Origin of the sequence: Micromonospora sp. M51 (assembly GCF_018070305.1) — a bacterium.
GTDB lineage: Bacteria > Actinomycetota > Actinomycetes > Mycobacteriales > Micromonosporaceae > Micromonospora > Micromonospora parva.
The window spans coordinates 1-11,281 of sequence record NZ_JAGPXZ010000126.1; the positions used below are offsets into that span (position 1 = coordinate 1).

The 11,281-nt window shown below is 71.9% G+C and carries 9 protein-coding genes and 2 pseudogenes; 3 read left to right on the forward strand and 8 right to left on the reverse strand.

The genetic code is table 11. From position 1 onward, the window contains the following. Nucleotides 1-59: 59 nt before the first annotated feature. From rph to KBX53_RS09805, 8 genes and pseudogenes are all read right to left on the reverse strand, one after another. A complete protein-coding gene (gene rph / locus KBX53_RS09770) occupies nt 60-791 on the reverse strand; it encodes a ribonuclease PH (RefSeq protein WP_030331265.1) in 732 nt (243 codons plus the stop codon). 157 nt (nt 792-948) lie between these two features. After that, nucleotides 949-1,692 (reverse strand): MBL fold metallo-hydrolase, encoded by a 744-nt coding sequence (locus tag KBX53_RS09775; protein WP_030331266.1) that lies wholly within the window; start codon nt 1,690-1,692, stop codon nt 949-951. Between the two features lie 223 nt (nt 1,693-1,915). Further along, nucleotides 1,916-2,881 carry a PLP-dependent cysteine synthase family protein gene (locus KBX53_RS09780; protein WP_030331268.1) on the reverse strand — a complete coding sequence of 322 codons (966 nt, stop codon included), beginning with the start codon at nt 2,879-2,881 and terminating at the stop codon, nt 1,916-1,918. 11 nt (nt 2,882-2,892) lie between these two features. Then, nucleotides 2,893-3,279, reverse strand: a complete 387-nt coding sequence (locus KBX53_RS09785; protein ID WP_210858730.1) for a MoaD family protein — start codon at nt 3,277-3,279, stop codon at nt 2,893-2,895. A gap of 65 nt (nt 3,280-3,344) precedes the next feature. After that, nucleotides 3,345-3,833: a Mov34/MPN/PAD-1 family protein gene (locus KBX53_RS09790; RefSeq protein ID WP_030331272.1), complete on the reverse strand. Its 489-nt coding sequence runs from the start codon at nt 3,831-3,833 to the stop codon at nt 3,345-3,347. A 52-nt stretch (nt 3,834-3,885) separates the two neighbouring features. Next, a pseudogene (locus KBX53_RS09795) lies at nt 3,886-4,386 on the reverse strand (DUF2017 domain-containing protein). After that, nucleotides 4,383-4,673 carry an ATP-dependent Clp protease adapter ClpS gene (gene clpS / locus KBX53_RS09800; protein ID WP_030331276.1) on the reverse strand — a complete coding sequence of 97 codons (291 nt, stop codon included), beginning with the start codon at nt 4,671-4,673 and terminating at the stop codon, nt 4,383-4,385. Before clpS ends, KBX53_RS09795 begins: the two are co-directional and overlap by 4 nt. Before the next feature lie 148 nt (nt 4,674-4,821). Continuing rightward, the gene (locus tag KBX53_RS09805; protein ID WP_030331278.1) at nt 4,822-6,372 is read right to left on the reverse strand and encodes a hypothetical protein; all 1,551 of its coding nucleotides are present in this window, start codon (nt 6,370-6,372) and stop codon (nt 4,822-4,824) included. Between the two features lie 195 nt (nt 6,373-6,567). Between KBX53_RS09805 and KBX53_RS09810 the strand changes: the two genes are divergently transcribed. The 3 genes and pseudogenes from KBX53_RS09810 to KBX53_RS09820 all read left to right on the forward strand — a co-directional run bounded on the left by KBX53_RS09810 (nt 6,568) and on the right by KBX53_RS09820 (nt 11,167). Beyond that, nucleotides 6,568-9,246: a LuxR C-terminal-related transcriptional regulator gene (locus KBX53_RS09810; protein WP_210858732.1), complete on the forward strand. Its 2,679-nt coding sequence runs from the start codon at nt 6,568-6,570 to the stop codon at nt 9,244-9,246. A 16-nt stretch (nt 9,247-9,262) separates the two neighbouring features. Next, nucleotides 9,263-10,549, forward strand: a pseudogene (locus tag KBX53_RS09815) (nicotinate phosphoribosyltransferase). Nucleotides 10,550-10,585: 36 nt separating this feature from the next. Further along, complete coding sequence (locus tag KBX53_RS09820) at nt 10,586-11,167, forward strand: isochorismatase family protein (RefSeq protein WP_210858734.1); 582 nt, start codon at nt 10,586-10,588, stop codon at nt 11,165-11,167. Nucleotides 11,168-11,281: the final 114 nt, after the last annotated feature.

Consider the following 11,281-nt stretch of genomic DNA (forward strand, 5'->3'; position numbering starts at 1 on the left):
TGTTCATGCTGAATCACCTTTGTTCGCGACTGCGGGGCTCGCAAGCTCACTCCTCGCGCTCACGGGGAGGTAAGTGCCTTTCGCTGGGCTTCGGCCAACTCGGCGCACCCGGCGACGGCCAGGTCGAGCAGGGCGTCGAGCTGGTCGCGGGCGAACACGCCCGCCTCGCCGGTGCCCTGCACCTCGACGAAGTCGCCCGCGCCGGTGCACACCACGTTCATGTCCACCTCGGCGGCGACGTCCTCCTCGTAGCAGAGGTCGAGCCGGGCCTCCCCCGCGATGATGCCCACGCTGACCGCGGCCACCGACCGGTGCATCACCTTCTCCGGCTTGCCGGCCAACGCCTTGCGGGCGGCAAGCCAGCCCACCGCGTCGTGCAACGCGACGTACGCGCCGGTGATCGCGGCGGTGCGGGTGCCGCCGTCGGCCTGGAGCACGTCGCAGTCGAGCACGATCGAGTTCTCGCCGAGCGCCTTGAGGTCGATGCTGGCCCGCAGGCTACGGCCGATCAGCCGGGAGATCTCGTGGGTGCGGCCACCGACCCGGCCCTTGACGCTCTCCCGGTCGGAGCGGGTGTTGGTGGCCCGGGGCAGCATCGCGTACTCGGCGGTCACCCAGCCGAGCCCGGAGCCCTTGCGCCAGCGGGGCACGCCCTCGGTGACGCTCGCCGTGCAGAGCACCCGGGTGCCACCGAACTCGACGAGCACCGAGCCCTCCGGGTGGGTGCTCCAGCCACGGGTCACTGTCACCGGTCGGAGTTGAGAGGGCCCTCGCCCGTCAGGTCGCGCCATGCCTGCACCTTATGCGGTGCGGTGATCCGCCGCGCTCGGGGTGCCCCGGCGAACGTCGGCGCCGTGCACACCGAGGAACCCGTCGACAGCGGCCGGCCAGCCGAACTCCTCGGCTCGCGCCTGGGGCGGCCCGGCAACGTGAGACGGACGTGCCGGGTCAGACGTCGTAGCTGGCGCCGGGCCGGACCACCTCGAGTGGCCCGGTGTACGCGGAGGCGGCCGACTCCAGGGTGTGCGCCTCGCTGCCCCAGGCGGGCACCAGGTGGGTCAGCAGCAGCCGGCCCACAGCGGCCTTGGTGGCCGCCTCACCGGCCTCCCGACCGGTGAGGTGCAGATCCGGTGGATTGTCCATCCCGTCGAGGTAACTGGCCTCGCAGAGGAAGACGTCGGCGTTCTGCGCCAGCCGCAGCAGCGCCTCGCACGGCGCGGTGTCCGACGAGTAGCACAGCGACCGGCCATCGTGCTCCAGCCGCACGCCGTACGTCTCGACGGGGTGGTTGACCCGGTCGACGGTGACGGCGAACGGGCCGATCGGGAAGGTGCCCGGCTGGAGCGCGTAGAACTGGTACACGTCCTCCACCGAACCGTCGTCGCCGTACGCGGCGCTGAGCCGGTCCGGGGCGCCGGCGGGCGCGTACACCGGCAGGGCCGGGTAGGGGCCGTCCGGGGCGTAGCGGCGCACCACCACGTAGAGCACGGCGTCGAACATGTGGTCGCAGTGCAGGTGGGTCAGCAGGATCGCGTCCGGGGCGTGCAGCCCCGCGTACCGCTGGAGGCTGGACAGCGAGCCCGAGCCGAAGTCGACCAGGAGCCGGAAGCCGTCAGCCTCGACGAGATAGGCCGAGCAGGGCGACTCGGGGCCAGGAAAACTGCCGGCGCTCCCCAGGACGGTCAGTCGCATCGAGTGGTCTCGCTGTCACTATCAGTAGCACCCGTGCCGGCGATCGTCCCGGCCATGATCTCTACCGACGCGTACGCCACGCTGCGCAGCCTACGCTGACACGCCCGGCAGCAAGAATCATCCAACGGAAGTTGTCACGAACGTGACACCGGCTCGCGGTACGCCGGGCAGCCAACGGGCCGTCGACGGATGTCGACGGCCCGTAGTCGGCAGACCAGATCGGTCAGGCCCAGAGCTGCCCCTCCAAGGCGTCCTCGGCATCGGCGAGCGTGCCGCCGTACGCGCCGGTGGACAGGTACTTCCACCCGCCGTCGCAGACCACGAAGGCCACGTCGGCCCGCCGGCCGTCGCGAACCGCCTCGTGCGCCACCGCCAGCGCGGCGTGCAGGATGGCACCGGTGGAGAACCCGGCGAAGATGCCCTCCACCTCCACCAGTTGGCGGGTGCGCAGCACCGCGTCGCGGGTGCCGACCGAGAACCGCCGGGAGAGCACCGAGGCGTCGTAGAGCTCGGGCACGTAGCCCTCGTCGATGTTGCGCAGGCCGTAGACCAACTCGCCGTAGCGCGGCTCGGCGGCCACCACCTGAATGCCCTCGACCTTTTCCCGCAGGTACCGCCCGGTGCCCATCAGGGTGCCGGTGGTGCCCAGCCCCGCCACGAAGTGCGTGATGCTGGGCAGGTCGTGCAGCAGCTCCGGCCCGGTCGTCTCGTAGTGCGCCCGCGCGTTCGCCTCGTTGCCGTACTGGTAGAGCATCACCCAGTCCGGGTGCTCGGCGGCGATCTGCTTGGCGGTGGCGACCGCCTGGTTGGAACCGCCCGCCGCCGGCGAGAAGATGATCTCGGCCCCGTACATCCGGAGCAACTGGACCCGCTCGGTGGAGACGTTCTCGGGCATCACGCAGACCAGCCGGTAGCCGCGCAGCTTCGCCACCATCGCCAGCGAGATGCCGGTGTTGCCACTCGTCGGTTCGAGGATGGTGTCACCCGGGCGGAGTCGGCCGGACTCCTCCGCCGCCCGGACCATGAACAGCGCCGCGCGGTCCTTGATGCTGCCGGTGGGGTTGCGGTCCTCCAGTTTGGCCCAGAGCCGCACCGGAGGGGCCCCGTCGGGCACCGTCGGGGAGAGCCGGGGCAGACCGACGAGCGGCGTGCCCCCGCAGGCGTCGAGCAGGCTGTCGTACCGCGCCATGGCGGCCGACCTCAGCGAGCCGCGACGGCGTCGCCGGCCACCACGGCCGCCGCGCTGTGCGAACTGGTCGCCGCCGCCGCGGCGCTGTGCGAGCTGATCGCCGCCGCCGCGGCGAAGCCGAACGCGCCGCCGGCCACGGCCGGCAGGATGGTGACGCTGTCGCCGTCGGAGAGCTTCGCGTCCAGCGCGCCGAGGAAACGGACGTCCTCGTCGTTGACGTAGACGTTGACGAAACGGTGCAGCGTGCCCGCGTCGGTGATCAGCCGGCCGCGCAGACCGCCGTGCCGGGAATCCAGGTCGGTGAGCAGGTCGGCGAGCGTGTCGCCGGTGCCCTCGACGACCTTTGCGCCGCCGGTGTAGCTGCGCAGGATGGTGGGGATGCGAACCTCGATAGCCATGATGTCGAACTCCTCGATCGGGTGTGCCTACGGTGACGGGACGAGACGGTTGCGGCGCTGACGGGTCAGCGGCCGGAACACTCGTAATCGACCGTCGCCGGGCTCTGCCCGAACATGTAGGACTGCACGGCGTGCGGGTCGACGCCGGCCTCCACGACACGGACCGGCTCCTCGGTGACCACACCGTCGACGATCCGGAACGACCGGATCTCCTCCGAGTCGGGCTCACGGGTCGAGACGAGCAGGTAGTGCGCCCCCGGCTCACCGGCGAAGGCGACATCCGTCCGCGACGGGTACGCCTCGGTGGCGGTGTGCGAGTGGTAGATGACGACGGGCTCCTCGTCCCGATCGTCCATCTCCCGCCACACGCGCAGGTGCTCCATCGAGTCGAACTCGTAGAAGGTCATCGAGCGGGCGGCATTGTCCATCGGGATGTGCCGGGTCGGGGTGTCGCTGCCGACGGGACCGGCGACGACGCCGCACGCCTCGTCGGGGTGGTCCCGCCGCGCGTGGGCGACGATCGCGTCGATGATCGACCGGTCGATGCTCAGCACGTGCACCAGCCTAACGCCTGTCGAGCACAGGCCGAAGTGGTGCCGGTCACCCCTAGTCGATCAAGGCGTTGAGCAGCGACTCCTGTAGATATCCGAGATACGCGTAGACCGAAAGCTGGAACACCCTGCTGGAACCCGGGTCCTCAGCGACCGCGTCGTCCAACTCCTCGCCCAGATCCGTGCCGTCCTTGATCTCCAGGCGGACACCCATCGCGAGCCGGGCGTCGTTCAGTGCCCGCAACCACGCCTCGGCGGCCTCGGCGTCCAGCCGCACCTAGCCACCGGCGTCGTCCGGCAACGCGGCCAGGATCGCCCCCGCCTGATCGATCTTCGCGGTCTTCAGGTCGCCCTCGGTGTAGCGGCGAAATTCGGCGGTGCCCGGAGCGTCCTGCGGGTAGACCGCCGGGAAGAGCCGACCGACGACCGGGTCGGTGTGGTCGAAGCCGTCGGTGAGCAGACCCACCACCTCGGAGGCGACCTTCCGCAGCACCCGCACCTCGTCGACGGCGAAGACGGCCACGTAGTGACCGGCCTGGCGACGGAACATGCTCATGATCTGTCCACCGTCGCCCAGAGCCCGTACGCGTGCAGTTGCGACGCGTCGTGCTCCATCCGCTCGCGGGCACCGGTGGAGACCACGGCACGCCCCTTGTGGTGCACGTCCAGCATCAGCTGTTCGGCCCTCTCCCGGCTGTAGCCGAAAAGCTTCTGGAAAACCCAGGTCACGTACGTCATCAGGTTGACCGGGTCGTCCCACACGATCGTCACCCACTGCCGGTCGGACGCCGGCACCTCGTCAGTGTCCGGCGTCTCGACCGGTACAACCTGCGGAGCCGCCATGCCCCCCATCGTGCCACCGGTTTCCCGGAACCGAGGAACCGGAACGCCGGCCCGGCGCGGATCACCCACTCCGGGCACTCCCGACCCGCTCTGGACGCCGCCGAGCGCCGGGTCGGGCCCGGACCCGGGCCAACCGGCGGGCGCGCCGTCAGGCGAGCAGGATGCCGTGATCAACTGCATCGGAGAGCACCACGCCCAGCGAGAGGCGGATCACCTCGAACCGTCGGGAGATCTCCCTGGACAACCCCAGCTCGACCTCGCGCACCGCCCGCTGGGACCAGGCCCGCGCCGCGCTGTGGTTGTCGTTGCCGGGGGTACGCCACTGCTGCCAGCACCCGCCGGAGAGCGCCACCGCGACCGGTGGGAGCACCTCGTCACGGGACGCCACCGGATAGCTGGCGGCGGCGTCGATCGCCTCCGGGCCGGTCAACTCGGCCACCCCGGCCGTACTGGTGATCAACAGCACCTTGTCCAACTCCTGGCCGGGCCGGTGATCCGCCAGGCCGTACTGCACAGCGGCGGCGATCCGACGTCGCACGCCTTCGCTCGGCGGAACGCCCAACACCCGGGAGGCGACGTCGGTCACGATGCCGCGCACCGCCTGATCGCACTGCGCGGTGGCCAACAGCGACAACGCCGCCATCTCCCGGTCGAGCAGATCCGGCAGGCCGGCACAGCCGACTCCGAACACGATCTCCTGAACGGCCCGCAGGTGGATGTTCGCCAACTCCAGGGCGAGGTGCTGGCGGATCCGCTGAGCACACGAGCGGGCGTGACGGTCGAGCCGTTCGGACCAGTCACCCGGATCGGCGGCCACGGCGACGCGACCCTGCTGGCCCGGCACTACCGGTGGGCCGACGCTGGCCCGCTGCAAACCCTCACGCGACGCCCAACCCACCAGCGCCCGCCGCAGGTCGGCGGCGGAGGCGGCGTCGTCGACCGGGAACCACCGCGCGCCGGCCAACGCCGGCACCGCGGCCAGCAGCGCGGCCCGATGCGCCTCCACCGTCACCGCTACCGCGTCCACCTCGGTCTGCGCACCCCCGACCGGCGGGACGGACGCCCCCGCGCCCTCCGTAGTCGCCGTGCCGTCGGCCAGCGGAGCCCAACCCGCCGCGCCGGGGGTGACCGCGAAGACGACCTCCACCGAGGTCGAGGCGACTTCGGCGAGCAGGTTCAACTCGGCGGCGGTGAAAGCCTGGTCGGCGGCGATCACGAAGAGCAGCGCGCCGGCCCGGCCCGCCGCTTCGAGCAGCACCTGGGTGCCGGCGACGCCGAGGGTGGCGGTGTCCGGAACGTCGATCAGGGCGAAGTGCCGCAGCAGCGGCTCGGGCACTGTCAGCTCGACCCGCCGGGGCGGGCGAGCCAACGCCGGACCGGCGGCGTCCCGGTCCGCGCCGTACGAGTGCGGCTGGCGGTAACCGGGCACGAACGCCGCCCGGGTGGGCACCTGGGCGTTGCGCACCACCAACCAGCTGCCGGCGGGCACGGTGAGCATGACCGGGTCGAGCCCGAGCAGTGTGGCGAGCACGGCACGCCGCTCGGCACCGGCCGGACCGACGGCGACCACACCGAGCGGCTCGTCCGGGGCGGGGCCCGCCACGCCGATCCGGGTGGGGAGCGGGCCGCAGGTGGGTAGGTCGGTTGGGCCGGTCATGTCGTCCGACGAGTCGACCGAGGGGAGAGGGCCCTGCTTCATCAGGTGCCTCCCGTTGCAGGTGGTCGGAGGTCCGGTCGCGAAATTTTCCGGTACGTCAACCCGGATGTCGGAAGACTACGGGCGGGCCGACGACCGGGCAGAACACCCCGAATACTCACCGGTAATTGTGCGCTTACTCAACTTCGCACCGTGACGGTGCGGGCGCGGACGGATTTCGATCGATATGCTGCGCGGATGAGTCGATGGGAGTTCGTCGGCCGCACGGATGAGCTCAACCGCCTGCTGGAGGCGGTGACCGGTGAGGCCGGCCGGGGGCTCTTCTTCAGCGGCAGCGCTGGCATCGGCAAGAGTCGGTTGCTGCGCGAGGGCGTGGGCGCCCTGCCCACCGACCGGTTCGCGATCTGGTCCATCGCCGCGAGCGCCACCACCGCGGCGCTGCCGTTCGGCGGCCTGGTCCAGGTCCTCCCCGCCGAGCAGCCCCAGGGCCTCTCCCCCGCCGGCGTCCTGCGCTGGGCGCTCAACGTGCTGCAACAGCAGGCGGCCGGCCGACGGATCGTGCTCGCCATCGACGACGCCCACCTGCTCGACCCACCCTCGGCCGCACTGGTGCACCTGGTCGCCCGCGCCGAGAACGCCACAGTGGTCGGCACCCTGCGCGACGGCGAGCAGATCCCGCTGCCGATCCGCGCGCTCTGGACCGACGACCTGGTCGAGCACGTGGAGCTGACCCCGATGCCGCAGGCGGAGACCGCTGGTCTGCTGGCGGCGATCCTGGGCGGCCCGGTCGACCCCGGCTCCGCCGACCGGCTCGGCCGACTGTCGTCCGGCAACCCGCTGCTGCTGCGTGAGCTGGTGCACGCCGCCAACGGCAGCGCCGAGCTGAAGCAGACGTACGGGATCTGGAAGTGGACCGGGCGGTTGGAGCTGGCGCCGAACCTGACCGACCTCATCGACACCCGGGTCGGAAAGCTCACCGACGGCGTCCGCGCGGTGGTCGAGCTTGTCGCGTTCGGCGAACCGCTCGGCCTGCAACTACTCAAGCAGGCCGCCGATCAGAAGGACGTGGAGACCGCCGAGGAGCGCGGGCTGATCACCGTGGACCAGCACGACCGGCGCACCAACGTCCGGCTGGCCCACCCGCTCTACGGCGAGGTGATGCGCCGGCGCTGTCCGGTCAGCCGCACCCGCCGGCTTCAGGCACACCTCGCGGAGCTGATCGAGCAGGTCGGCAAGCGCCGCCGCGACGACCTGCTGCGGGTGGCCGTCTGGCGACTCGACTCGGGCACCGCACAGGACCCGGCCCTGCTGCTGGAGGCCGCCGTACAGGCGTTCACCCGCTACGACGTGCCGCTGGCGACGCGCCTGGCGCGGGCCGCGCTGAACGCCGACGGCGGCTCCGACGCGGCCGAGCTGCTGGCCACCATCCTGATGTTCGCCGACCGGCCCGGCGAGGCGATCGACGTCCTCGACGCGGTGCCCCCGGAGCCCGGTGACGAGCGACGGCTCTGCCGCTGGCTGACAGTGCGCGGCATGGTCAGCTACTGGGGGTTGAGCCAGGAGTCCACGGTGGAGGAGATCGCCGACCGGGTCGAGCAGCTCAGCGACTCCGCCGACCGGGCCCGGGTGCACGCCTTCGAGGCGATCATGCGCCTGCACCGGCTGGACACCGCCGCCGCGGTGCGGCTCAGCCAACGTGTCCTGGACCGGCCGGCGGCCGGCGTCGCCGCCCGCGAGCTGGCCCGTTCCACGATCGCGTACGTCCAGGCCGCACAGGGCGAGCTGACCCGCAGCGGTACGGCGATCGCCCAGGTGCACTCGGCAGCGGCCAACTGGCGCACCGACATGCCGTACCTCCAACTGGCCCTGGAGTTGGCCCGCGGCACCCGGCTCATGCTCACCGGCGACCTGACCGGAATCGACGCGATCGTCGCCGACGAGTTCGCCGACCTCGCCGGGGAGGGTGACTTCCGCCTCGGCACCGGATACCTGGCAATCCTTCAGGCGTACGCGTTCCGGCTGCGCGGGCAGAGCGGCGCCGCCATGCGGACCTCCCTGAGTGCCTGTGCGGTGCTGGCCACGAGTCGGGTCTACGCCGGTCTGGCCCAGGCCGAACGCGCCCAGTCGGCGGCGCTGCGCGGCGACGCCGTGCAGGCGGCTGCGGCGATGGCCGAGGCCGACCGCACCCACGCGCCGGGAATGGCGGTGCTCTACCCGTGGCTGGAGCAGGCCCGGGGCGCGTCGCTTGCCGCCGGTGGCGACCTGCCGGGCGCGATCAAGCACCTCGGCGACCTGGTGGATCGGCTGCGCTCGGACGGCTTCGCCGGGCACGAGGTGCACGTTCTGCACGACCTGGTTCGACTGGATCAGGCAGGCATGGCGGTCGGGCCCACCTGTTCCGACGGTGGTCGGCGCACCGTCGCGCAGCGCCTCGCCGAGCTCTCCGAGCGGGTCGACGGGGTGTTGCCGCCGCTGTTGGCCCGGCACGCCCGCGCCGCGGTGACCGACTCCCCCGCTGATCTGCTCGCGGTCGCCGACGACTACGCCGCGCTGGAGTTGACCGTGTACGCGGCCGAGGCCACCTCCCAGGCCGTTCAGCGGCTGCGCCGGCGGCAGTCGGCGGCGGCCAACGACGCCCGGGAGCGTCTCGCCGGGTTGCTCGGGCGCTGCGACCTGATCCGGACGCCGGCGCTCCAGGCCGGCGCGCCGGTGCTCACCGAGCGGGAGTGGCAGGTGGCTCGCCTCGCCGCGCACGGTGCGGCCAGCCGGGCCATCGCCGAACGGCTCTACCTGTCGGCGCGCACTGTGGAGAACCACCTCCAGCGGATCTACGCCAAGCTCGGCGTGACCAGCCGGGCCGAGCTGTGGGCGGCGTTACGGTCGATCCCGGGCCACGACGGCGGCGACGCGGGCTGAACCTTAGGCTGGGGCGGTGAGCATCCACCGCCCCGCGCTGCTGACCGACCACTACGAGCTGACGATGGTCAGCGCGGCCCTGAAGGACGGCACCGCCGACCGCCGGTGTGTCTTCGAGGTGTTCAGCCGCCGGTTGCCCAGTGGCCGCCGGTACGGCGTGGTCGCCGGGACGGCCCGACTGATCGAGCTGATCCGCGACTTCCGGTTCGATCCCAGCGAGGTGGAGTTCCTGCTGCGGACCGGGGTGGTCGACGAGATGGCGGCGGCCTGGCTCACCGACTACCGCTTCAGCGGGGACGTCGACGGCTACGCCGAGGGCGAGCTGTTCTTCCCCGGTTCACCGATCCTCACCGTCTCCGGCGGTTTCGCCGAGTGTGTGGTGCTGGAGACGCTGGTGCTGTCCGTGCTCAACCACGACAGTGCGGTGGCCGCCGCGGCGGCGCGGATGGTGACCGCGGCGCGCGGCCGGGCGCTCATCGAGATGGGGTCGCGCCGGGCGCACGAGGAGGCGGCGGTGGCCGCGGCGCGGGCGGCGTACCTGGCCGGTTTCCGGTTCACGTCCAACCTCGCCGCCGGTGCGCTCTACGGTATTCCGACGGCGGGCACGGCGGCGCACGCCTTCACCCTGCTGCACGACGACGAGCGGGCGGCGTTCGCCTCGCAGGTCGCCACGCTGGGCAAGGACACCACGCTGCTGGTCGACACGTACGACATCAGCCAGGGCATCCGCAACGCGATTGCGGTGGCCGGGCCGGAGCTGCGGGCGGTACGCATCGACTCCGGCGACCTCGCGGTGATCGCTCAGCAGTCCCGGGAGCTGCTCGACTCGTTGGGCGCCACCGAAACCAAGATCATCGTTTCGGGTGACCTGGACGAGTACGCGATCGCCGCGCTGGCCGCCGAGCCGGTCGACATGTACGGCGCCGGCACGGCCGTGGTCACCGGTTCCGGGGCACCGACCGCCGGGTTGGTGTACAAGCTGGTCGAGGTCGAGGGACGGCCGGTGGTGCAGCGCGCCGAGCCCAAGGCGCCGATCGGAGGGCGGTAGGGCGCGGGCCGCCGGCCCAAGCCGACCGGCACCGCCACCGAGGAGATCATCGTCCCGCAGGGCGTTCCGGACCGGCAGCCCAACGACCGCCTGCTCCAGCAGTCGTTCGTGGTCGCCGGGGAGCCGGTGCCGCTGCCGACGCTCGACGAGTCGCGGGAGCACCTGCGGGAGTGCCTGATCTCCATCCCGTGGGAGGGGCTGAAGCTCTCGGCCGGCGACCCGGCCGTGCCGGTCACCGTCGTACCCGCTGGTTGAGCCTTCCGCCGATCCGATCTCGAAGGGGAACCCCTGATGGCCAACGCGCTGATCATCGTGGACGTGCAGAACGACTTCTGCGAGGGCGGCTCGCTGGCCGTCGCCGGTGGGGCCGGGGTGGCCGCCGGGATCTCCCGGCTCCTCGCCGCCGAGCCGGACCGGTGGACGCACGTGGTCGCCACCAAGGACTACCACGTCGACCCGGGTGCCCACTTCGGCGATCCGCCGGACTTCGTGGAGTCCTGGCCCCGGCACTGCGTGGTCGGCACCAGCGGTTCGGAGTTCCACAGCGAACTGGACACCGCCCGGATCGAGGCGATCTTCCACAAGGGCGAGCACGCGGCGGCGTACTCCGGTTTCGAGGGGCATGCCGACGACGGCGAGTGCCTGGCCGACTGGCTGCGCCGGCACGGCGTGGACCGGGTCGACCTGGTCGGCATCGCCACGGACCACTGCGTGCGGGCGACCGCGCTGGACGCCGCCCGGGAGGGTTTCGCCACCACCGTGCTGCTCGAGTTGACCGCCGCCGTCGCCCCGGCGACCACCGACGTGGCCCTGCGCGCGATGGAGGGCGCCGGGGTGATCATGCACGGGCAGCCTGTGATCAGGGCCGCATGAGCCGCTAATTCGTTGGCCAAGGGGCCGCCGCCGGTTGAGGATGTCGCCGGAGGTACGGACCCACGTGAACATGAAGCCTTACCGGCGGGCACTCGCCCTGCCCGGCCTGCGATC

Excerpts from the sequence above, each read along its gene's own strand:
- KBX53_RS09785 (WP_210858730.1), bottom strand. The coding sequence starts at position 3,279 with ATGGCTATCGAGGTTCGCATCCCCACCATCCTGCGCAGCTACACCGGC.
- KBX53_RS09780 (WP_030331268.1), bottom strand. The coding sequence starts at position 2,881 with ATGGCGCGGTACGACAGCCTGCTCGACGCCTGCGGGGGCACGCCGCTC.
- clpS (WP_030331276.1), bottom strand. The coding sequence starts at position 4,673 with ATGGCGGCTCCGCAGGTTGTACCGGTCGAGACGCCGGACACTGACGAG.
- KBX53_RS09810 (WP_210858732.1), top strand. The coding sequence starts at position 6,568 with ATGAGTCGATGGGAGTTCGTCGGCCGCACGGATGAGCTCAACCGCCTG.
- rph (WP_030331265.1), bottom strand. The coding sequence starts at position 791 with ATGGCGCGACCTGACGGGCGAGGGCCCTCTCAACTCCGACCGGTGACA.
- KBX53_RS09805 (WP_030331278.1), bottom strand. The coding sequence starts at position 6,372 with ATGAAGCAGGGCCCTCTCCCCTCGGTCGACTCGTCGGACGACATGACC.
- KBX53_RS09820 (WP_210858734.1), top strand. The coding sequence starts at position 10,586 with ATGGCCAACGCGCTGATCATCGTGGACGTGCAGAACGACTTCTGCGAG.
- KBX53_RS09775 (WP_030331266.1), bottom strand. The coding sequence starts at position 1,692 with ATGCGACTGACCGTCCTGGGGAGCGCCGGCAGTTTTCCTGGCCCCGAG.